Genomic DNA, 21,543 nt, shown 5'->3' with positions numbered 1-21,543 from the left:
CTTCCAACACCCTGTCAAAGCTGGCAACATCGCGCCTTTTTTTGCGACAGCCACCGCGCTTTTTATCGACAGGCAAGGTTCAAACGGCTGTTCGGTTGTTGATGGGGCGACAGTCTGCTGCGCCGATGCGACAACCTGCCACACGCCAGCCGTTTACCGCCCGTAGCGCTGTTGGCTGCCATTGAAACGCTATGCTAGGTTGGCCGCCTCGCCAGGAAGGCCACCAACAGCAGGAGCGCAACATATATGAGGAACGCACATGGCTGAGGCCACGCCCGCGCTTGAAATCCGCAACTTGCACAAACGCTACGGTTCGCTGGAGGTGCTCAAAGGTATCTCGCTGACCGCCCGCGACGGCGACGTGATCTCGATCCTGGGTTCTTCCGGTTCCGGCAAGTCCACGTTCCTGCGTTGCATCAACCTGCTGGAAAACCCGCACCAGGGCCAGATCCTGGTCGCCGGCGAAGAACTCAAGCTCAAGGCCGCGAAGAACGGTGAACTGGTTGCCGCCGACGGCAAGCAGATCAATCGCCTGCGCAGCGAAATCGGTTTTGTGTTTCAAAACTTTAATCTTTGGCCGCACATGAGCGTGCTCGACAACATCATCGAAGCCCCGCGCCGCGTACTCGGCCAGAGCAAGGCCGAAGCCATCGAAGTCGCCGAAGCCCTGCTGGCCAAGGTCGGCATCGCCGACAAACGCCACGCCTACCCGGCGCAGTTGTCCGGCGGTCAGCAACAACGGGCAGCCATCGCCCGCACCCTGGCCATGCAGCCCAAGGTCATCCTGTTCGACGAGCCCACCTCGGCGCTTGACCCGGAAATGGTCCAGGAAGTACTTAATGTCATCCGCGCACTGGCCGAAGAAGGCCGCACCATGCTGCTCGTGACCCATGAAATGGGCTTCGCCCGTCAGGTCTCCAGCGAAGTGGTGTTCCTTCACCAGGGCTTGGTAGAAGAGCAAGGATCGCCACAGCAGGTATTTGAAAACCCGCTTTCGGCGCGCTGCAAACAATTCATGTCCAGCAACCGCTAACGGAGCTACCCACATGCAGAACTACAAAAAGGTCTTCCTGGCTGCCGCCGTCACCCTGGCGTTCAGCGCCGGTGCCATGGCCGAAACCCTGAAGATGGGCATCGAAGCGGCTTACCCGCCGTTCAACAATAAAGATGCCAGTGGCAATGTCGTCGGCTTCGACAAAGAGATCGGCGACGCCCTGTGCGCCAAGATGAAAGTCGAGTGCACCGTCGTGACCTCCGACTGGGACGGCATCATCCCGGCCCTGAACGCCAAGAAGTTCGACTTCCTGATCTCCTCGATGTCGATCACCGACGAGCGCAAGCAAGCGGTGGACTTCACCGACCCGTACTACTCCAACAAGCTGCAATTCATCGCCAAGAAAGACGTCGACTTCAAAACCGACAAGGCTTCCCTGCAAGGCAAAGTGATCGGCGCACAACGTGCGACCCTCGCTGGCACCTGGCTGGAAGACAATATGGAAGGCGTTGAAGTCAAACTCTACGACACCCAGGAAAACGCCTACCTCGACCTGACTTCCGGCCGTCTGGACGGCATCCTGGCCGACAAGTACGTCAACTACGAGTGGCTGAAAAGCGACGCCGGCCGTCCTTACGAATTCAAGGGCGACCCTGTGGAAGAAAGCGACAAGATCGGTATCGCCGTACGTAAAAACGATCCGATCCGCGCGAAGCTGAACAGCGCGCTGAAAGAAATCGTCGCTGATGGCACCTACAAGAAGATCAACGACAAGTACTTCCCGTTCAGCATCTACTGATTCTGACCTGCCGGACCGACGCCCTCCTCTGACGGCGCCGGTCCCCGGCCTTGCCTGCCGCGATTTGAAAAGAAATCCATGATTATCGACCTCTACGGATTCGGCCCGGCGCTCGCCGCTGGCGCGCTGATGACTGTGAAACTGGCACTCTCGGCCTTGTGCCTGGGGCTGGTGCTCGGTCTGCTCGGCGCCTTGGCCAAGACTTCCCCATACAAGCCGCTGCAATGGCTTGGCGGCACCTATTCGACCCTGGTTCGCGGCATCCCGGAATTGCTCTGGGTGCTGTTGATCTACTTCGGCACGGTCAACCTGATGCGTGCCCTGGGCGAGTTTTTCGGCAACCCCGACCTCGAACTCAGCGCTTTCGCCGCCGGCGTGATTGCGCTGGGCCTGTGCTTCGGTGCCTACGCCACGGAAGTGTTTCGCGGTGCGATCCTCGCCATTCCAAAAGGCCATCGTGAAGCCGGCGTGGCCCTGGGCATGTCGAAATGGCGCATCTTCACCAAATTGATCATGCCGCAGATGTGGCGCATCGCCCTGCCGGGTCTGGGCAACCTGTTCATGATCCTGATGAAAGACACCGCGCTGGTGTCGGTGATCGGCCTGGAAGAAATCATGCGACACGCGCAAATCGGCGTGACCGTCTCCAAACAGCCGTTCACCTTCTATATGGTCGCCGCATTCATGTACCTGGGCCTGACGGTGCTGGCGATGACCGGCATGTACTTCCTGGAAAAACGCGCCGCCCGCGGCTTCGCGAGGAGCACCCAATGAACTGGGAAGTCATCATCAAGTGGCTGCCGAAACTGGCCCAGGGCGCGACCCTGACCCTGGAGCTGGTGGCCATCGCCGTGATCGCCGGTTTGCTGCTGGCCATTCCGCTGGGCATCGCCCGTTCATCGCGCCTGTGGTGGGTGCGGGCATTTCCCTACGGCTACATCTTCTTTTTCCGTGGCACGCCGTTGCTGGTTCAACTGTTCCTGGTCTACTACGGCCTGGCACAGTTCGACGCGATCCGTAACAGCTCGATGTGGCCATACCTGCGCGATCCGTTCTGGTGCGCCACGGCGACCATGACCCTGCACACGGCGGCCTACATCGCGGAGATCCTGCGGGGCGCCATCCAGGCGATTCCACCGGGCGAGATTGAGGCGGCGCGAGCACTGGGCATGTCCAAACCCAAGGCGCTGTTCTACATCATGCTGCCGCGCGCCGCGCGCATCGGCTTGCCGGCCTACAGCAACGAAGTGATCCTGATGCTCAAGGCCAGTGCCCTGGCCAGCACCGTGACCTTGCTGGAACTGACCGGCATGGCCCGCACCATCATTGCCCGGACCTACCTGCCGGTGGAGATCTTCTTCGCCGCGGGCATGTTCTACCTGGTGATGGCCTACGTGCTGGTACGCGGCTTCAAGCTGCTGGAGCGCTGGTTGCGCGTCGATGCCTGCCAGGGGCGTTGAGGATTGCGTGTTGACGGGCGAGGCCCTACTCGCCCGTTTCACCGCGCTAGATGCTTTTCTGACAGAGCATCAGGCGCTGTGGAAACCTCGGCCGTTCACTCATCTGCGGCTTCCCTGGGAAGCTTCCTACCCGGAGCTGGCCGCATGGTTACGTGAGCGGACACTGGAAGACGCAGAAAACGCTCACAACCAGCCTGCCCTTCTCAATGCACCAGAACCCTTTGCTTCCTTGGCAATGATGTCCATTGCCTTGAGTGCCGTGGATGAATTGCCCGCCCGCATGCTCGAAGCGCCCGGCCATCGATTGAACGTCGATGTACCGGGGCGTAAATGGCAGCAGATCGAAGCCTTCTCCAGCCGATTGCAGTTTACCGAGGCACCGCGGCATTGGCTGGACTGGTGCTCGGGCAAGGGACATCTGGGGCGCCGCCTGCTGCAACCGGGGCAGCAACTGACGTGCCTGGAGTACGACCCGGCTCTGGTTACCAGCGGCCAGGCACTCAGCCAGCGTCATCACCTGCATGCGCTGCATATCGAACAGGATGTGCTCGCGGCGGACGCAGCCACTTTACTAAGTGCGCATCACACACCCGTCGCGCTTCACGCCTGCGGTGATTTGCATGTGCGGCTGATTCAACTCGCCAGCGCCACAGGCTGCAAACAACTCGCCATTGCGCCGTGTTGCTACAACCGGATCAGTCTTGCCCAATACTTGCCGATTTCCTCGGCCGCCCAAGGCTCCGGCTTACAGCTTTCCCTCGACGATCTTGCGCTGCCAATGAGCGAAACGGTCACAGCCGGCGCCCGTGTGCGGCGGCAACGTGACACCTCCATGGCCCGGCGCCTGGGCTTCGACTTGCTGCAACGGCAACTGCGCGGCATGGACGAGTACCTGCCAACCCCATCCCTGCCCAGCGCCTGGCTGGACAAATCCTTCGCCGACTACTGCCATCACCTGGCCGCACTCAAAGAGTTATCCACAATCGGCCCGCAAGATTGGCCAGCCCTGGAAGCCGCCGGCTGGCAGCGACTGGCCGAGGTGCGCAACCTTGAGCTGCTACGCGGACTTTTCCGACGTCCGCTGGAGCTTTGGCTGGTCCTTGACCGGGCACTTTTCCTCGCCGAGCAGGGCTACAGCGTCCGAGTCGGTACTTTCTGCGAAACGCCGCTCACGCCGCGTAATTTCCTGCTCCTGGCCGAACGCGCTTAAACACACCCAGCCTGTGGATAACTCTGTTGATGAAATTATCGTGGATCCAATATCCACGCCTGTTTCATGGGCGAAAGCAAACTGTTCAATTTTTGTACAGAGCATAAAAAATCGAAAAAACAGGCATTTGCGAACAAATGAGAACGGATCCACAATTTCGGCCTAAACCCAGTGCGCGGCCAATGGCATTGTGCATAAGCATTTAATGAAAACGACATAAACGCCTAATCCGGGACCGCTGACGGGGGAAATTGCACCGCTGCACTTCTCTTGATATACACAAACATCAGGGCGCCAGCAGTGCGGCCACGAACAAGAACATTCTTCCGACAGGATGCGCCAGTGACGTTCATTTCTTACGCACAGAATTTTGAAGACATACGCCTGTGGCGCGCCCTCAAAACCGTCGAGAACGGCTTCTACATCGACGTCGGGGCCAACGATCCCACGCATGACTCGGTCACCAAGGCGTTCTACGACAACGGCTGGACCGGCATCAACGTCGAACCGATGCCCAACTACTTCGAAGCCCTGTGCCAGAAACGCCCCAAAGACACCAACCTGCAATGTGCGGCCGGGGAAAGTGCGGACGAACTGACCTTCTACGGCATCGCCGACACCGGCCTCTCGACCCTCGACCCGGCCATGGCGAAAATGCACGAAGACGCCGGCATGGACGTGCGCAGCCAGACGATCAAGTCCCGCACCCTGAGCTCCATCTGCGAAGAACACGCCCGGGACCGCGCCATCCACTTCCTGAAAATCGACGTGGAAGGCCACGAAGAAACCGTCCTGCGCGGCATGGACTTCAACCAATGGCGGCCATGGGTAATCCTCATCGAAACCCCCTGGGCCCGCGACCAGGCCTGGGAAACCCTCGTCACCGACGCCGGCTACCACTCGATCCTGTTCGACGGCATCAACACCTATTACCTCGCCGAAGAACACCTGAACCTCAAACCCGCCTTCGACATCCCGCCATGCAACCTGGACGAGTTCCAGTTCTGCAAAGGCCACAACTTCAGCCACCCCGTCAGCGACGCCGAACACCAGCTCGCCGCTGCCCTGCAACGCGCCGAACAGGCCGAAGCACAGCTGCGCGCAATGCAAAACAGCCGTACCTGGCAAGCCATTCAGAAACTCAAGAAAACCCTACTGCGCGCCTGACCTGAAGCTCACGCAAAAATAGTCAGAATTCAGGGGTTTACAGAACCTATCCAATCGCTATAATCGTCGCCCTGACACGCCGGTATAGCTCAGATGGTAGAGCAACTGACTTGTAATCAGTAGGTCCCGGGTTCGATTCCTGGTGCCGGCACCACATTAGGCTCCATTGCATTCCATCGAATGCTCTGGAAGCCCCGAAAACCCGCCCTTTGGCGGGTTTTTTCGTTCCAGGACCCTCTGTCGGGATCCAATAAAATCCCCCTTCCCCGAGGGTATGTTAGGGGTACTGCGATTTTCCGGTCAGGAGCGCGTACCCCTATGCCACGTCTAGCGATCCCTCTCAGCGACCTGCAATGCCGCACGGCCAAAACCCGCGAACGCGCCTACAAACTGTTCGACGGCGGCGGCATGTACCTTTTCGTCAAACCCAATGGCGTGAAGACCTGGCGCTTGAAGTACACCAAGCCCAGCGGCAAGGAAGGTACGCTCATCATCGGCAATTACCCCATCGTTACCCTTTCCGTCGCACGACGTAAGCGAGACGAAGCCAAGGCGTTGCTGCTCGACAATCTCGACCCAATGGAAGAAAAGAAGAAGGCCAAGATCGTAGCCCAGAGGGCGGCACTGCTTTTCGAAACCGTTGCTCTGGAGTGGCACGCCGACATGTCCCGTCGCTGGACCGAAGGACACGCAAAAACCGTGATGAGCCGACTGCGTACCCACGTCTTCCCACTGATCGGCCAACGCCCCATCGCTGAACTCGATACCCACGACCTGCTAGAGATCACTCAGCGCATCAAGGAACGCGGCACCATGGATGTGGCGTTAAGGGTACAGAATTACTTATCCACCATCATGCGCGGGGCCAAAAGAGCCCGGCAGATCACCATGAATCCTGCACTGGATCTGGCAGGCTCGCTTCACGCGCCGCGCACAGTCCATCGCCCGGCCCTCTCTCTCAACCGCCTACCCGAACTGCTACACCGTATCGACAACTACAACGGCCGCGAGCTGACGCGTCTTGCCGTGCTCCTGACTCTGCATGTGTTCGTCCGCTCCAGCGAGCTGCGCTTTGCTCGATGGAGCGAGTTCGACTTCCAACGCGCCATGTGGGAAATCCCCGATACGCGCGCACCGATCGAAGGGGTACGCAACTCTACGCGCGGGACCAAGATGAACGGCGACATTCAAATGGTTCCGCTATCGCCGCAGGTCATCGAAATACTGGAGCGCCTGCGCAGCCTGAGTCGCTTTTCAGAGTTGGTGCTACCGGGCGACCACAAGTACTGGAAGCCCATGTCCGAGAACACGGTGAACACCATGCTCCGCAACGTCGGCTATGACACCAGTAAGGACGTGTGCGGCCACGGCTTCAGGACCATGGCCTGTAGCGCCCTGCTTGAGTCCGGGTTATGGACGGACGCAGCCATCGAAAGACAAATGAGTCACAAGGAACGCAACCGCGTGCGCGCCGCTTATATCCACAAGGCCGAATTCCTCGAACAGCGCAGGCTGATCATGGCGTGGTGGAGCAACTACATCGACGCCAACCGCCATGGGCATGTGACGCCCCACGAATTCGCTCACCCGGTCGGCGACAACATTACCGCCCTACAAAATAGCCGTGGCGCATCCAAACGTGGGTAAGCCAATAAGATCACCGCAGTCCGCCCTTCAACGCGGGTCCATCCAAGCGGGGCTGCAAAGCCGCCCTGCTTGGATGGACCTCCCTTAAAAAATCTAAAGCCCACGCAAATTGTCTGTGGAAAACCATAGATTTCCACCGGTGGATAATTTCATCCACAGCCGCAGAATTCCCGAAAATTCGAGCCTTGACCCAAATTATCCACAGGCGTAGAAAAGATCGGGCAAAGCTCTGTCTTTGACAGCAACCCAGGTAGCCAGAACCTTTAAGGCTACGCCACACCGTGGTGGTTCTCCCAAAGTGCGATTAGCGTCCGGCGGCTCGCACGGTCACAGCGATGTGATGGATGCCTACTTTTACCAGTGTGCCCACTGCGGCAACTTCCCCCTCTCATAGCTGCCCTGCAGCAACCTATCCGCTTGGCCATTTCACTGCGCCAACCTGCGCCCGTCTCTTTCTCCTGGAAAGAGACGGGCGCTCCTACCGCTGCTGCAGCCCACCTCGTACAAGGCTTTGCGGCATTCCCCCTCGTGACAATCGGCGTGACAAACACCGAAGTCACCAGCAACAGCGATGCAGATGATGATGCCGCAGACCAGGGAATGGACTGCACCTGACTGACAGTCAGGCATGCCCCGGTCATCGCGTCACTGCCTTCACCCGACTCAGGATCTCGCGGCGCTGGTCTCGTCAGCCAGTGCAGCCTCCACCCGCCCACTTCATCTGAAGTGTTCAGGAGGCCAGGTCATGAGGTGCCCAAGCTCCCGGTCGTAAAGAGCCGCCAGTCCCGCGTCAGTGGACAACCCTCACAGGTCGCAGGGGCCTTGATCCCTGATAACACTCAGCATTCTTGGCGGGATGACGTGGGGAAAGGCTTCAAAGGTTTGACTTGAAGAGGAGTTCGATCATGGGATTGGTGGGTAGGCGAGATGGGCGCAATTTTGGCTATGGCCGGCAACTGAGCTATGCAGGACCGCTGGCATTGAAAGACTTGTTTGCGGTGGGCATTACGCGACGGTCAAGGCGCACAGTGATCGCTGGCTGGCGTTTGTACGCTGGTGTCGGTCAGAGGAAGGGCCGGGGTTCAATGATGCGCGGCAGATAGATCGGCAGACGTTGTTGGATTACGTCAGCCATCTCCGAAACCAAGTCGAACAAGGTGCGCTAGCCATCGCGACCGCGCAAAACCGGTTGTCCAGCGTCAACCGAACCCTCGCTGCGCTTCGCGGTGATCAGTATGTGAAAGTGCCGAATCAGAGTGAGGCGTTGGGAATGCGGCGCACCAATGTTCGTTGCTCGGTTCCGCAAGGCCAAGACCGCGAACAGGTAAAGCGGATCGTCGACGTGCTTTGCGAACATCAGCTGCCGCGCGCCGGGGCCATCGTGCCGTTGGCGCGAACCACCGGCATGCGCATGCGCGAGGCCATTTTGGCCAACCTGCCCCGATTGCAACGTGAAGCAGAGCAACTTGGCAAAATCAACATCCAGGACGGCACCAAAGGTGGCCGTTCAGGCGCGTCAGCACCTCGCTGGATTACGGTAGATGATCATATTCTTGACGCACTGAGGCTTGCCGAACAGGTCTCGTTCGACGGTAGCTGCAACCTGCTCGCACCGAACGAAAGCTACCTCGATTTCTTGCAGGGAATCGTCCGCCCCGCACGGGACATCCTCCATCAGCACGACCTCAAAGGCTTCCACGAATTGCGGGCAGCCTATGCGTGCGAACGCTATGAGCAAATCACCCACCATCCCGCACCCATCAACGGTGGCCATTGCTATCAACTCGACCGACGCCTGGATCAGGATGCACGAGCACAAATCAGCTATGAGCTGGGGCACGGTCGAATCGACGTGGTGTCGGCTTATATTGGTGGTCGCGCATGAACAAGCCATTCGATATGGAGCTGTTCCTGTCAGGCGTCCTGACCGGGTCGCATACCACACGCAAACGCCACCTTCGTCAGGCGAAGGCTATCCAAATAGCGATCGCGGAGCGCTGGCAACGTGACAATCCATGGACTTGGCAGAGAAAACACCTTGCGTGGTTTTTGAATCACCACCTAAACCAGCACACTGAATCAACGCGCTATTACTATTTGCTGACCATGCAATTACTCACTCATCGCTTAGGAAAATCCTGGCGGTTCAACCTCTAAACGAAGGTCAGAAAACGGCCGATTCTGTTGAAAAAGTCGGTTCTTCCAGACTGCCCGCATACTGATCGCTAAAAACGCCTTTTTTGCGCGCCGCTACGCGAAATCCGAACCCGGAATCGTCTGTTCAAAGTAAAGATTTCAATCTCAAGCGCGTACTTTTCTGTCGTTGAAGACACGGCCGACTTTTTCAACAGAATCGGCCAAAAGAAGTCAGTCGGATGTATCTAGAAACCTGGGGCGCTTCCATAGAGCCTGGATTGCTCTGTTCGTATGGCATCCATGCCGAAGTCAAAACTGCGATGTCAATCTACCTTCTCGCTCTGCCCCCTGGTAACGATTAATCAAAGCGTTACCAAAGTAGACCTGTTGTCGTTCTCGGGTATCGAAATTAGATCGGCATCAAGATCAAGGCCAAAAAAATTATTTTCTTTATGCGGGCTTTGGCATGGCTGACACGCACCAACTAACCAGCGATCCTCCAATATCAGCCCACAGACTCGACAATAATTCACATTCGGACGGATCCATTTTCGCGTATTGATGAATTTGTTCTTTAACGGCTCTCTTCTCAGGCCAAGGCTTCAAAACTTCACATTGGCATCGTTGTGGAGTGCAGGTATCAGGGCATGGCAAGTTTGCCAAGCCTAGTGCCACACGCCAGTAATCCCAGCCACCATTCAGCTGTTTCAGGCCACCCACAGAGAAACCTTTCTTATAATCCCAAAAAAGTTTAGCTTCAGGAAAGCCGGCAGCGTCTACGCCTTTGATTTGCTCAGCAATCGCTTGAGAGGTTGGCGATGTGCATTTTTCTTTAAGAAAACTCAAAGGAACCAAATTTTCTACTTCATGGAAATCTAAGTCTAGGTGGGATGATAATGCTTGATGGATATCATTTACAGCCCTTACTTCGGTGCTAGTAGTGCCGGAAATGTCTGTAGGGAACTTTTTATCTGAGTCAGTAACACAAAGGCAAAACTGATTGTTGCGCTGCTGAGCCTCAGCGTAAACTGCATGAGTTCTTCCTCCACCACCGTGAACCGGACGGTAGTTTCTATTCAAAAAACCTGGGCTTAATTTTTCTTGGATATACCAGCGTGAGATTATCTCATAGATAAAATCATCCTGAATCTCTTCATATATGATTTCTGTCGGGCTTCGGAGATTAAGCTGCGCAACGTATGCGAGAGGGATTGAAATTACATCCACATCGCCACGCCGACTTGTAGTAGGTGTATTTTCAGATAGAACAATCTCAGCGAAAGTTGTCACCATGCTTTTTATCGATGCAAATTGAGCGTACCTATTCGCTAACCCTCTGAATGCTGATCGAGCAGAAATGCCCAAGCAGTCCAGGCTAGTTAAATATCTAAGGGTGCTGATGTTGCCCGTAACAATGTGTGTTCCCGCCCTAACAACTGCCGCCACATCCTCTAAAGAACCGATTATCCCTGGCGTCAGATCATCGCCCAACTGACTTATAGTATCATCAAGATGAATTAACAAATTACACCTCGAAATCAAAAAAGCCAAACGGCCAGTTCAGTAGCGATCCCGAGTTGTCATAACGACTGAACTCTACTTGAGTATTAGAAGTACTTGATGATTTTGAAAATAAAATAATGCTCGAATCTTCTTTAGGGATTGCACCGTCAGAGGTCATCAGTCCAACTTTATTTATAATGACTTCGCTGTGCGTCTCGAGAATTATTAATAATTGCGTCTGGTTTTTCTTTGCTAGCTGGGATGCCCTCACGAGGATCTCAGCCAACTTAGCTTGGAAGCGTGGATGTAAATGAAGCTCTGGTTGCTCGATGACACAGATGTGGGGCACTGAGTATATCTGCATCATCGGTTTTGAAGCTTTATTTAAAATCGTCCATAGCTGAACGAGTACAGGCATGACTTGGGAAAATCCAAAACCCATATCCGCCAGATTATAAGTTTGATTAGACTGTGAGAAAGTGATGCGGAGACTTACATGCCCTCCATCGAAAGCCGCCGAAATTTTCAATCCTAGTTCAGACATCATCCAGCTTTCTAACGACAAACGGTCGCGATCAGACAGATTACGGATAAACATTGCCAGGTTTTCGCCTTTAGAATCAAGTTCCGAAACGGCTAAATCCTGAGATCTGTAATACCGCTGAGCGGAGGCGCGCACAGGCTCAATATAACTCACCCTGCGAAAAGTATAATCCAAGACATCATCAATATTGTGCAGCAACAGTGATAGCTTGCTGAGCAGTAGTAAATCTCGATATTCAATATAGCTCGAGTCGCTAATGTCTACTTGAGCTGTTTTGTTTCTCCAAGTAACTGTATCATCCAGCGCCCTAAATCCAATAAACATGTCTTCGTTACTGCCGATTCGAGCAACATGAGTATGCGCCAGGAGCTTTTCTTTACTACTCCGTTTATGGGAGTATCGAGAGAGAATGCTTAGCAGTCGATCACTTACGCGTTGGCTTGTGATCGAACCCCACCAACCACTGTAAATTCTGTCTTTACCTAAGCTTTGCCGAGGCCCGATAATGGGAAAAATCTTAGATGCGGGCTGATAATCAAACGAATCGCAATAGTCATTATAAGTATTGTCATTTACAGTTATAGATGAGATTTTCCCGGCTTCGGAAATATCAATTTTAATTGAATTCCCGTCAATTTCAAGATCCACTCCCGCAGTTCGTGTAAGACCGTCCTTGCCAAGGGACGCTAGCCGGAGTGAAATATAAATTTTTGATTCGAAATGAGATTTGCTCCGGAACATATGTCTTGCAGGGCCGTAATATATACCGGATGGAACTGTCAATCCAAACTCAAAGGCGATTTCTTTGGCGCCTTCCTCCCGGATTAACGCTTCATCAAAATCGCCGAAATCGACATATTTCCCAAACCAAAGAATAGAGCTTCTTGTACTTGACTCAGCACTTTGTCTAAGCAGCGGAAACGTGCGCAAGAAAGTGCTTTTGCCGCAACTATTCTCGCCTAGCAGAATCGTGAGAGGACGCAGCAATACTCTATCCGTATCTTTTAAACTTCTTAAATTTCTAACTCGAATTGACTCAAGCATGGTTCCTTCCAACTTATAGATATGCACATGGGCCATGTGGATTATGTAAGATGAACTATCTTAACATGTCAATTCGCCATTATATATCATTCATTTAATAGTACAGTCAAGCGCGGCGGCAAGGGATGGTTTCGGTATGGTTGGATTATCAGGCTTCTGCGCTTGCTATAGTATTTTAATCGAGAATCTGGTGTAGGAAAAATGCGCAAAAAATATTCCGCAGTTCAATGTTTTGGGCAACCAATCCGCAGGCCGCTTTTGGCCGCTTTTGGCCGCTTTTGGCCGTTTTCAGCCGGTCACCACAGGCAGAAAACGGCCAGAAGTGGACGCTAAGAGCAGGAGAAAAAAATCTGTCCCGCTTCTTTCTCGAGGTGTTTCAGCGGGAGGCGGATACGTGCGTTTCCATATATTTTAAAGGGTTGTGAAATTTCGCGCTCTAACTCAACTTCCTAGGGTAGGATTGAATTAGGGCGATCCTCGCTAAGCCAGGACGTCTTAGGGGGGTGACTCCTCTGACTGCGACCCCGTCAGGCCGCTTAAGGTGATTGTGTACGAGCCCGTTCCCGGCGGTGCCGATCGGATACCTCAAACACTGGAGCCGATGCTTGCGGCCATTCGCGGTAAGCCAAAAGCAAGCGCCCGGCAAGGCGCTTTATAAATAACCAACCCTTAAAAGTTGGCAGCGCTGTCAGCACTTCGCAGGGCTTTTGCCATGTTCAAGTTGCAGACAAAAGCGGTACAGGTGGAAGTCAGTCTTTGGGCGCTAGCATTTATTGCTAACGGTCTTTTAGACAGATTTGTTTCCTAGGCTGATGGGGGGAGGGATACCTCCCCCCTGATCCTGGCCATCCACTTCGGTCACGCGCTCAATAACCAATCCAAGTTGGTTTTGCAAATTGGACTCATCATTTTGCACCGTATCCCCCATTCCGGATTCTCCGTAACTCCACCCTCCTCTAGGGGTGATATTGATGTTGGACGTAAGCTATCAGGTTGACTCTGCTTGTCGTGATTGACCGCTTATGGCCCAGAGTGTGTAAAAACGCTTCGTCAAAATTGAAGTTTGCGCGTCTATGCGAAATCTGAAAATTATCGGCTGCTCAGCCGATCTGGATTTTGCGTAGAAATGCGATTTTCAGTCCAACACTGGGCTCCAATCGCGCTGAAAACCGTTTTTACACAGCCTCGGCCGGTAGCAGCCGTTCATAACTGAGTGCTTTCGAGGTTTGGAAGCACCGAAGCGAAAGAATCTCTCAGCCGATGGTAATTCGCCTTCCGGCAACAGGATATTTGAGAAAAACTAGCTAAGGTAAAGGTTGGAGACACAGGCGCCGTAAACCGATAAGTCATCCTGCTCTCCTTTGACGCATCCTTCAGACCGATAAAACCAAAAATTTGGTGATGTGATGGCCGAAAAATCCACAGGAGGCAGAAGCCGAAATCGGCGAAAACTTGATCAGGGCTCGCCCGCCGAAGTGGAGGTCTCCTCTTTAACTCCCAAGAAAGACCCCGAACTGGTCTTTGGGTTAGTAGGGCCGATTGGCGTAAACCTTGACCCCGTTATCGCGGTATTGAAAAGCCAGCTTAATGGCCTCGAGTACACTCCTCATGTCGTGAGGCTCAGCGAACAGATAGAAAGCTTTTTTGATATTTCTCACAACTCGAAGCCTGAAGCTGAACGCATAACTGCGCTCATGGACGCGGGAACGAGACTCAGGGTTGAGGGTAACGAGGGCGCCGCAGTAGCGATGCTGGGATTAGCAGCAATCCGCCAACTTCGAGATGACCACAGCGGTGGGAAGCCCTCAAGACACGCGTTTATTTTGAGGTCATTGAAGCATCCTAAAGAAGTTGAAATGCTCCGGGCCGTGTATGGAAAAGGATTTTTTCTTATTTCGGTCTACTCACCTCGCGATGTCCGCGTAACCGCCTTATCTGAAAAAATAAGCAGATCCCAGTTTGGAGTGGGAACTAACCCACGTGCCATTGCCGAGGCGTTAGTTCAAAAGGACGAACAGGAAGAAAGCATCCCTCTCGGCCAAGATGTAAAAGATGCTTTTCCCTTAGCTGACCTTTTTGTTGACGGGAGGAACAAATCAACCATAGATTTTCAGATAGGTCGTTTTCTACAACTCATATTTGGGAATTCCTTCCTCACACCCTCACGCGACGAGCATGGCATATATCACGCTAGATCTGCCGCGCTGCGGTCAGCAGATCTAAACCGACAAGTTGGTGCTGCTATCTTAAAACCAGAGGGAGATATTATCGCAGTAGGATGCAACGACGTCCCTAAGTCCGGAGGCGATTTGTATTGGCCGGGGGATAAAGATGACGCTCGTGATTTCCAAAAAGGTGTCGACTCAATGGCAGACGAGCGGGTACAGGTTTTGGGAGAAATGCTCGAGCGCCTAAATACAAATGGCTTACTTTCCGCCAAGGCAACAGAAAAAGATATTAGCTCACTGGTACAAAATTTGATTTCCGGGACAGACAAAAAAATACTTAAAAACAGTAGGATAATGAATATTCTAGAGTTCGGCAGGAGCGTTCACGCTGAAATGGCTGCGCTGATGTCAGCCGCACGCTTAGGGGTGTCCGTCGCTGGAGCGACGCTGTACTGCACGACATTTCCCTGCCATATGTGTGCTCGGCATATTGTGGCGAGTGGTATCAAGCGTGTCGTTTATATCGAGCCGTATCCGAAGAGCAAAGCCAAGCAGTTACATCAGGACTCGATTAGCATTGATGCCCCGACCGCATCGAGAACCCAGGTGAATTTTGAGCCGTTCCAAGGCATCGCCCCACGTCAGTATCAAGAAATTTTTGAGCCGAGTCGGCCGCGTAAAGATGACGATGGGAGGGCCGTAGACTGGCGGGAAATGGGTCATCAGCCCCGTATCGTTCGGTATATCGACACCTACCTTCAGCTTGAACAACTGATAGTCGGTCGTGAAATTCCAAACCTTCTTGCGAAACTGGATGTTAAACTCTCAGCAGACTGAATACGGAGCGGGGAACATGAAAAAGTCAAGTGTATTGGCGCAGCAGGTCATCAAAGCTCAACAAGCCATGCAAGAATGGCCCGAGTCAATTAGGTCTGGGCTGAGACTTGAAAGTTCCGTCAGTTTTATTGTTCGTGACTCTAATGAGAAACAAGAGCCTGCATCAGGCACGAAAAGTCGTAACACCCGGTGACCCCTTAAATATTTAAGCATCTCGGGTTAATATAACGGTCGCTGTTTTTATTGCTAGCGACCTTTTATTAACTTGTCACGCTTAGGTAGTGTGTTAGATATTGGGGTGAAGTACTTTCGATGTTCAATACATCCAATGCAGCGCCCCCTAATTAGCCCCGGCATGTTTCCCGATATTGCGCCCCATAGGGCATAGTCAACAGCTCTCTTTTACCAATGACTGAGTATGTCCGCTTCTGGCCGTCCCACGGCAGCTTTTGGCGGTTCCTACCTATTCTCGACGGAGGGGATGATCAACAACGTTCGAATTCGGGAGGTTTACCATTCCGTATGCGGCTCTGAATTACTTGCAGACCGACAACGTGCTGACATCTAAAAAATCCCGAGTTCGATTCCACCGAACGCCATAACTAGCTGATTTGTTTATAGTTACTAGTTGGGGTACGCCGAATTTTCCAGCGAACTCCAGATGCCCGAAAAACCTAGTCTCGCCGAAACATACCGTTCGTCTGGTGCCGCACCATACAAAACAAAGCCCCTGCAGAAATGCAGGGGCTTTGTTGTTTCCGGGGTCTGGAAAAGCGCTTTTAATGTCCCGCGCTCTGCCCACCATCCACGTGCAGGATTTCGCCGGTCACGAACTTGGCGCCGTCCAGATACACGACCGCTTGCGCAATATCATCGATCTCGCCCATGTGCCCGACCGGGTGCAGATTGCCCAGTGCTGCGTGGGTTTCTTCGCCGTGCATCGGGGTCTTGATGATGCCCGGGCTGACCGCATTCACCCGGATCCCGCGCTTGGCGTATTCGATGGCCAGGGATTTGGTTGCTGCGTTGAGGCCGCCTTTGGTCAGCGAAGCCAGCACCGATGGCACGCCGTCGATGGCATGGTCTACCAGACTGGTAGTGATGTTGACGACGTGGCCGCTGCCTTGCTTTTCCATCTCGGCGATGGCGAGTTGGGTGATGTAGAAGAAGCCATTGACGTTCACCGACAACACATTGGCGTAGTCTTCTGCTGTGTACGCAGTGAACGGCTTGGCGATGAAGATTCCTGCATTGTTGACCAGGGTGTCGATGCGACCGAAGCGGGACATCGCTTCACGGATGACACGCTGGGCGGTTTCCGGCTCGCCGATGTCACCGGCAACGGTGTGGATGTCCGGATCGGTGGATGGTTTGATCGAGCGCGAAGTGGCGACGATCCGGTAACCGAGCTCACGAAAGGCTTTGACCATTCCGTCGCCGAGACCTTGGGATGCGCCGGTGATTACGATGACTTTTTTCGAAATGCTCATGATGAAGACCTCTGACAATAAAGAATGGGGTAGGAAATCTGTAATCAGGCGTTCGCCATTTGTCGCAACATCTGTTCGTAGTACTCGACCGATTGCGAACCGGACACCAGGTGGCGACCGTTCAGCACCATGGCCGGGACCGAGTTGATGCCGTGCTGCTGGTAGTAGGTTTCAAGTTCCCGAACCTCATCGGCGAACGCACCGGATGCCAGCACCTCTTGTGCACTTGCCCCATCCAGCCCCGCGTCAGTCGCCAGACGCACCAGCGCCTGGTGATCACTCGGGTTCTGGCCTTCGCTGAAATAGCCCCGAAGCAGCACCTTCTTCAGCTCGACTTGCCGGCCTTCCTGCAACGCCCACAGCAACAAACGGTGCGCATCGAAGGTGTTGTAGAAGTGCGTGCGCTTCTCCAGATCGAACTTGAAGCCGATGGCCTCGCCGCGAGCGATTTGCATGGCCTTGCCAGCGGCGACGTCGTCGGCCGTTCTCCCATACTTGCGCATCAAGTGCTCGACCGCTTGCTCACCTTCGGCCGGCATGTTCGGGTTCAGCTCGAACGGCTTGTAGGTCAGCGCGACCGATACTTCCCCGGCCACGTTCTCGATCGCCTGCTCCAGCGCCGTCGCTCCCAGCGCGCACCAGGGGCACACCACATCGGAAATGAAATCAATGGTGACGGAGGACGTCATGACTTGCCCTCCGCCTCGGCCAGTTGCTTGCGGTACTGGGTGGTGGTGATACCGGCGTAGCCCCAGTTATCGGTGTCGACTTCCTCGATCACGATGTGTGTCAGGTCAGGGCGTTTATTGAGGACGCGCTCCAGTGTTTCAGTGATTTCGGCAATCACCTGAGCTTTCTGCTCAGTGGTAACACCATCGCGGGTGATGCGTACGGTTACGAAAGGCATGAGGGAAACTCCAGTGACCTTCCCGTCGGGATGATGGGAGAGGCGTTGGAGATGAATGTATGGGGTTGGCGGGAGGGGATAAAGGTGGGGGCGGGAACTTCATTCGTTACGTGGTGTAATGAGTTGACAAGCCCTGTTGGCCAAGATCCTAGGTTGCGAATCGCCCTGCCCCACGCTAGGCTGCCCACATCGCTGCAAAATCAGCGACCGGGTTTGGCGACCCGACCCAAACAATAGGCGCACAGGCGCCACCATAACGATTGCTGGCGTTTTTTTTCGCTCGTATTTTCCCGTTATGGTAGCTGTGCGCGGGAGACCTTCGGGTCTGCCGGGTTCCTATTGTCCCGGTTCGCCAACCTGCGCACAGCTGCCACCCATAATCGTTTGGCGACGGTTCGTGGCAGTTCCTCAACGATAGGAGCTCGACCATGTATAAAATTGATTCGTCCAAAATCTGTGTTTTCACGTTCTTTGTATCAACGCCGCCCCTTCTTCGAAGGCATGCAAATACTCAATTCCTCCCAATCAGCGGAGGTGCCCAATGACCAATCCCCAAGATCTGAAAACCATCGGTCTCACCCACTTCTCCTTCCACGCCAACGAACCGCTGTTTCGCGTCAACGCTGGCGTTCCGGTTATCCAGGCTCTCTACCACGCTTCCGATCTACTCCACGTTGCCAAGCTGCTCGCATCAGACGCGGCCATGGTTCGCGATACTGATCGGCACGCCTGGGCGTCGCATTTTTTGCAGGATATGAGTAAGGCGATCATCGATGATGTGGTGAAGGTGTTGGATGCGCCGGTGAACAATCGCTGTCAGTAACGTCGTCACGAAAACCCGGTGCGCGAAAAAGAAAAAGTCCCGATTCGTTCGGGGCTTTCTCGTATCGGCTCACGTGCTTTAGCCGACGTAGTGTTTGAATTCATTATCGTCACGTGTGAGTAACCGCATCAGCTTCGGATGAATGAAAAGTTTCTCCTTGCCCACCTGAATCTCTTCCAGAACTCCAATGGCGACCAGTTCTTTGAGGTGACGTGATGCAGCCTGCCGTTGTGCAACTTTCTTGTCGACCACGTTACTGATGCGGCAGTAGGGCTGCTCGAAGATGACATCTACCAACTCGCGCGAATAGGTTTTGGGTAGCTGATCACGTACGAATTGAGTGGTGTGTTCAGACAATGCTCGGATTGCGGCAATCTTGGCTGTGGTCCACCGAGCAGTTTCTTCTACTGCACTCAACATAAACAGCAACCATGGCTCCCACGCCTGTTTAGTCGTCACCTCCAGCAGGAGCCGGTAGTAATCAGCACGCTGGGCAATGATGTAGCGACTGAGGTAGAGGATCGGCAGGTTCAGCAGACCTTCCTGGATCAAGAACAAAGTATTGAGGACCCGCCCCGTCCGGCCGTTGCCGTCGACAAAAGGATGAATGGCCTCAAATTGGTAGTGTCCGACTGCCATACGAACGAGGGGGTCGAGATCGGTTTCGTTGTGCAGAAAACGCTCCCAGTTGGCCAGGAGGTTACGCAGATGTTCTTCCCCTTCAGGCGGGGTGTAGATGACTTCACCCGTTCGGTCATTCGCAAGCTGTGTTCCCGGCGTACGGCGGATATCCAGTTGCGCCCCTTTCAGCGTGCGGCAGATTTCTACAGCGGTGTTAGTCGATAGCGGTCTTTCCGTTAGAGACCGGAAGCCTTGATTGAGCGCTGTTCGATAGCGCAACGCTTCCTTGGTCGCAGGGTCTGCATGGTTTTCCGTGTCTTGGGCATGCTGAAACAGCAAATCCGTGGTGGTAACGATGCTTTCTATTTCCGAGCTGTCTTTGGCTTCCAGCAGGGGAATTGTATTGATCAAGACCGTCTGGTTCGGAATCAACTCTGCTGCCTGTTTCAACTCGGCCAATGCGGTGCGTGCCTCAATACATTTCTTGAGAACTGCACGTGTTTCCAGCTCAGTTCCTGGTGGCAGCAGCGGAAGTTGGTTATATGGCCTGTCAGCCTGCCATGGCAGCAGCGGTTCATTCATGGATGCGACCCTGATCATTTTGTATGTTTTTTGAGCAGAAGAAGGCTTCTCTCATGTCGCTAGTGTAGACATGAGGCCTTAACGTGTCGCAATTTTTCACTTTTTGCGACACGTCTTCCGAACATGTCGCCGCGGACGACACGTTCAAAAGACGTGTTACCGAAATCGATTTTCGGCGACATGAGAAAATCAATAGCACAAAAAAGCCCCGAACCAGTCGGGGCTTCTTCTTTTTTCTCAGCCTTGCATCAGGCCTCAACCCCGCAACCCATCATCAGAAAATATTGATCGGGTAATCCACAAACACACGCACTTCGTTACCGCTGACGTTGTACTCGCTCGACTTCTGCGACACGCGCAGGACCGAGCTGCGCAGTTTCACGCTGAGGTCTTTGGCCGGGCCGCTTTGGACGACGTATTTGATCTGGTTGAAGATCTCGCGTTCGGTGCCGCCTTCGCTGGTGGAGGTGGTGATGTTGTCACCGCGCACGTAGGCGAAGTTGTAGCTCAGGCCCGGCACACCGAAGGTGCTGAAGTCCAGGCCGTAGCCGAGCTGCCAGCTGCGTTCGTCTTCGGCGTTGAAGTCGGACCAGTAGGAGTTCGCCAGGTAGATGGTGTTGCCACCGTCGCCGACGCGACCTTGATCTTTCTGGTAGCCGCCGTAGGCGTAGCCCAGGTTGCTGTCGCCGGTGCTGCGTTGGTGCGCGAGGGTGAACGAGTGCGGGCCGGTGATGAAGGTGGCGGCCAGGCTCCAGATCTTGTTGTCGTCGCCGGTGATACCGTTGTCGCGGACGTAGGAATCGTCCAGCTTGGTGCGGTAGCCGTTGAAGTCCAGGGTCAGGGACTGATCCTTGTCGATCGGGAACACGTAGTTGGCGTTTACGTATTGCTTCTTCAGCACGTCTTCGACGTCGGAAGCGTACAGCGCGGCCTTGAATTGTTCGGTGAACTGGTAGCTACCGCCCAATACGTTGATCGACTTCAAGCCACCGCTGTCACGGCCTTCAGCGCTTTTGCGCGATTCGGCGGTGAAGCGACCGGCGTCCAGTTGCAGGCCTTTGATTTCCTTGGAGGTGATCAAAGTACCGGTGTAGCTTTCCGGCAGCAGGCGCGAGTTGTCGTAGTTCAGCACCGGCAGGGCCGGCATCTGGTCGCCGTAGGTCAGGGTGGTGCTGGACAGGCGGAACTTGATCGCCGCGCCGCCCTTGGACAGGTCGTCAGCCGGCTGGCCGCTGTCGCCCTTCTTGAAGAAGTCGATGCCTTGCGCGCCGCTACGGTCTTCGCTGCGCTCCAGGTTCAGCGCGTACAGGCCGAAAGCGTCCACACCCACACCCACGGTGCCTTGGGTGAAGCCGGACGAGAACGTACCGATGGCCGCCTGGCCCCACTCGGATTTGTCCGGGTTGCCGTCTTTGTAATCACGGTTCATGTAGGCATTGCGCAGCAGCACTTTGAGGCTGCTGTCTTCAACAAAACCCTTGGATTCGGCCTGGTCGTTCGCCATGGCCTGTGAAGCGCTCAAAATCCCCAGAGCGATCAGGCTGATTCGCTTGTTCAACATTTTGTTTTTTTCCTAAGTACGGTTGATACGCGCTGTGTCGAACGGCCGAA

The 21,543-nt window shown here is 54.4% G+C and carries 18 protein-coding genes, 1 tRNA gene and 1 pseudogene; 13 read left to right on the top strand and 7 right to left on the bottom strand.

Annotated features, from left to right (window positions below):
* Window positions 1-259: 259 nt before the first annotated feature.
* The 10 genes and pseudogenes from KGA88_RS03515 to KGA88_RS03470 all read left to right on the top strand — a co-directional run bounded on the left by KGA88_RS03515 (window position 260) and on the right by KGA88_RS03470 (window position 9,434).
* The gene (locus tag KGA88_RS03515; protein WP_007972784.1) at window positions 260-1,033 is read left to right on the top strand and encodes an ABC transporter ATP-binding protein; all 774 of its coding nucleotides are present in this window, start codon (window positions 260-262) and stop codon (window positions 1,031-1,033) included.
* A gap of 13 nt (window positions 1,034-1,046) precedes the next feature.
* Window positions 1,047-1,793 (top strand): ABC transporter substrate-binding protein, encoded by a 747-nt coding sequence (locus KGA88_RS03510; protein ID WP_223589000.1) that lies wholly within the window; start codon window positions 1,047-1,049, stop codon window positions 1,791-1,793.
* A gap of 78 nt (window positions 1,794-1,871) precedes the next feature.
* Window positions 1,872-2,567 carry an ABC transporter permease gene (locus KGA88_RS03505; protein WP_110660005.1) on the top strand — a complete coding sequence of 232 codons (696 nt, stop codon included), beginning with the start codon at window positions 1,872-1,874 and terminating at the stop codon, window positions 2,565-2,567.
* Window positions 2,564-3,253 carry an ABC transporter permease gene (locus KGA88_RS03500; RefSeq protein ID WP_057712426.1) on the top strand — a complete coding sequence of 230 codons (690 nt, stop codon included), beginning with the start codon at window positions 2,564-2,566 and terminating at the stop codon, window positions 3,251-3,253. Before KGA88_RS03505 ends, KGA88_RS03500 begins: the two co-directional genes overlap by 4 nt.
* The gene (locus tag KGA88_RS03495) at window positions 3,234-4,463 is read left to right on the top strand and encodes a methyltransferase (protein WP_223588997.1); all 1,230 of its coding nucleotides are present in this window, start codon (window positions 3,234-3,236) and stop codon (window positions 4,461-4,463) included. The genes KGA88_RS03500 and KGA88_RS03495 overlap by 20 nt, the downstream gene beginning before the upstream one ends.
* A gap of 342 nt (window positions 4,464-4,805) precedes the next feature.
* A complete protein-coding gene (locus KGA88_RS03490; RefSeq protein WP_223588995.1) occupies window positions 4,806-5,630 on the top strand; it encodes an FkbM family methyltransferase in 825 nt (274 codons plus the stop codon).
* Between the two features lie 78 nt (window positions 5,631-5,708).
* Window positions 5,709-5,784: transfer RNA gene (locus KGA88_RS03485), tRNA-Thr, on the top strand.
* Between the two features lie 164 nt (window positions 5,785-5,948).
* Window positions 5,949-7,277 carry a tyrosine-type recombinase/integrase gene (locus KGA88_RS03480; protein ID WP_223588992.1) on the top strand — a complete coding sequence of 443 codons (1,329 nt, stop codon included), beginning with the start codon at window positions 5,949-5,951 and terminating at the stop codon, window positions 7,275-7,277.
* 905 nt (window positions 7,278-8,182) lie between these two features.
* Window positions 8,183-9,162, top strand: a pseudogene (locus KGA88_RS03475) (integrase domain-containing protein).
* A complete protein-coding gene (locus KGA88_RS03470; RefSeq protein WP_223588988.1) occupies window positions 9,159-9,434 on the top strand; it encodes a hypothetical protein in 276 nt (91 codons plus the stop codon). The pseudogene KGA88_RS03475 and the gene KGA88_RS03470 overlap by 4 nt, the downstream one beginning before the upstream one ends.
* Before the next feature lie 429 nt (window positions 9,435-9,863).
* Here the strand turns inward: KGA88_RS03470 and KGA88_RS03465 are convergent, their stop codons facing one another.
* Window positions 9,864-10,937, bottom strand: coding sequence for a hypothetical protein (locus KGA88_RS03465; RefSeq protein ID WP_223588984.1), 1,074 nt, complete (start codon window positions 10,935-10,937; stop codon window positions 9,864-9,866).
* 1 nt (window position 10,938) lies between these two features.
* Window positions 10,939-12,504: an AAA family ATPase gene (locus KGA88_RS03460; RefSeq protein ID WP_223588979.1), complete on the bottom strand. Its 1,566-nt coding sequence runs from the start codon at window positions 12,502-12,504 to the stop codon at window positions 10,939-10,941.
* 1,406 nt (window positions 12,505-13,910) lie between these two features.
* On the opposite strand from KGA88_RS03460, the gene KGA88_RS03455 reads away from it, so the two are divergent.
* Window positions 13,911-15,509, top strand: a complete 1,599-nt coding sequence (locus KGA88_RS03455) for an anti-phage dCTP deaminase (protein WP_223588976.1) — start codon at window positions 13,911-13,913, stop codon at window positions 15,507-15,509.
* Window positions 15,510-15,525: 16 nt separating this feature from the next.
* Complete coding sequence (locus KGA88_RS03450) at window positions 15,526-15,702, top strand: hypothetical protein (protein WP_223588973.1); 177 nt, start codon at window positions 15,526-15,528, stop codon at window positions 15,700-15,702.
* A gap of 586 nt (window positions 15,703-16,288) precedes the next feature.
* Here KGA88_RS03450 and KGA88_RS03445 read toward each other — a convergent pair.
* From KGA88_RS03445 to KGA88_RS03435, 3 genes are read right to left on the bottom strand one after another with little or no spacing between them, the layout of a single operon-like run.
* Window positions 16,289-16,999 carry an SDR family NAD(P)-dependent oxidoreductase gene (locus KGA88_RS03445; protein ID WP_046040831.1) on the bottom strand — a complete coding sequence of 237 codons (711 nt, stop codon included), beginning with the start codon at window positions 16,997-16,999 and terminating at the stop codon, window positions 16,289-16,291.
* Between the two features lie 44 nt (window positions 17,000-17,043).
* Window positions 17,044-17,688: a DsbA family oxidoreductase gene (locus KGA88_RS03440; RefSeq protein WP_223588969.1), complete on the bottom strand. Its 645-nt coding sequence runs from the start codon at window positions 17,686-17,688 to the stop codon at window positions 17,044-17,046.
* Window positions 17,685-17,906, bottom strand: coding sequence for a tautomerase family protein (locus KGA88_RS03435; RefSeq protein ID WP_007972813.1), 222 nt, complete (start codon window positions 17,904-17,906; stop codon window positions 17,685-17,687). Before KGA88_RS03435 ends, KGA88_RS03440 begins: the two co-directional genes overlap by 4 nt.
* 541 nt (window positions 17,907-18,447) lie before the next feature.
* On the opposite strand from KGA88_RS03435, the gene KGA88_RS03430 reads away from it, so the two are divergent.
* Entirely contained in the window at window positions 18,448-18,729 is a 282-nt protein-coding gene (locus tag KGA88_RS03430) for a DUF3077 domain-containing protein (protein ID WP_110663193.1), read from the top strand.
* 78 nt (window positions 18,730-18,807) lie between these two features.
* Here the strand turns inward: KGA88_RS03430 and fic are convergent, their stop codons facing one another.
* A complete protein-coding gene (fic, locus tag KGA88_RS03425) occupies window positions 18,808-19,932 on the bottom strand; it encodes a protein adenylyltransferase Fic (RefSeq protein ID WP_317851654.1) in 1,125 nt (374 codons plus the stop codon).
* Between the two features lie 274 nt (window positions 19,933-20,206).
* The gene (locus KGA88_RS03420; protein ID WP_110659322.1) at window positions 20,207-21,493 is read right to left on the bottom strand and encodes an OprD family porin; all 1,287 of its coding nucleotides are present in this window, start codon (window positions 21,491-21,493) and stop codon (window positions 20,207-20,209) included.
* Between the last annotated feature and the right edge of the window lie 50 nt (window positions 21,494-21,543).

Source organism: Pseudomonas sp. A-R-19, assembly GCF_019956575.1.
GTDB lineage: Bacteria > Pseudomonadota > Gammaproteobacteria > Pseudomonadales > Pseudomonadaceae > Aquipseudomonas.
The sequence above is the reverse complement of the archived record's forward strand: the minus strand, read 5'-3'. Positions and strand labels throughout refer to the sequence as shown.

Bases quoted from the DNA above. Each gene is read 5' to 3' on its own strand.
- KGA88_RS03515 (WP_007972784.1), top strand. From the start codon at position 260: ATGGCTGAGGCCACGCCCGCGCTTGAAATCCGCAACTTGCACAAACGC.
- KGA88_RS03510 (WP_223589000.1), top strand. From the start codon at position 1,047: ATGCAGAACTACAAAAAGGTCTTCCTGGCTGCCGCCGTCACCCTGGCG.
- KGA88_RS03505 (WP_110660005.1), top strand. From the start codon at position 1,872: ATGATTATCGACCTCTACGGATTCGGCCCGGCGCTCGCCGCTGGCGCG.
- KGA88_RS03500 (WP_057712426.1), top strand. From the start codon at position 2,564: ATGAACTGGGAAGTCATCATCAAGTGGCTGCCGAAACTGGCCCAGGGC.
- KGA88_RS03495 (WP_223588997.1), top strand. From the start codon at position 3,234: ATGCCTGCCAGGGGCGTTGAGGATTGCGTGTTGACGGGCGAGGCCCTA.
- KGA88_RS03480 (WP_223588992.1), top strand. From the start codon at position 5,949: ATGCCACGTCTAGCGATCCCTCTCAGCGACCTGCAATGCCGCACGGCC.
- KGA88_RS03470 (WP_223588988.1), top strand. From the start codon at position 9,159: ATGAACAAGCCATTCGATATGGAGCTGTTCCTGTCAGGCGTCCTGACC.
- KGA88_RS03460 (WP_223588979.1), bottom strand. From the start codon at position 12,504: ATGCTTGAGTCAATTCGAGTTAGAAATTTAAGAAGTTTAAAAGATACG.
- KGA88_RS03455 (WP_223588976.1), top strand. From the start codon at position 13,911: ATGGCCGAAAAATCCACAGGAGGCAGAAGCCGAAATCGGCGAAAACTT.
- KGA88_RS03450 (WP_223588973.1), top strand. From the start codon at position 15,526: ATGAAAAAGTCAAGTGTATTGGCGCAGCAGGTCATCAAAGCTCAACAA.
- KGA88_RS03445 (WP_046040831.1), bottom strand. From the start codon at position 16,999: ATGAGCATTTCGAAAAAAGTCATCGTAATCACCGGCGCATCCCAAGGT.
- KGA88_RS03440 (WP_223588969.1), bottom strand. From the start codon at position 17,688: ATGACGTCCTCCGTCACCATTGATTTCATTTCCGATGTGGTGTGCCCC.
- KGA88_RS03435 (WP_007972813.1), bottom strand. From the start codon at position 17,906: ATGCCTTTCGTAACCGTACGCATCACCCGCGATGGTGTTACCACTGAG.
- KGA88_RS03430 (WP_110663193.1), top strand. From the start codon at position 18,448: ATGACCAATCCCCAAGATCTGAAAACCATCGGTCTCACCCACTTCTCC.
- fic (WP_317851654.1), bottom strand. From the start codon at position 19,932: ATGAATGAACCGCTGCTGCCATGGCAGGCTGACAGGCCATATAACCAA.
- KGA88_RS03420 (WP_110659322.1), bottom strand. From the start codon at position 21,493: ATGTTGAACAAGCGAATCAGCCTGATCGCTCTGGGGATTTTGAGCGCT.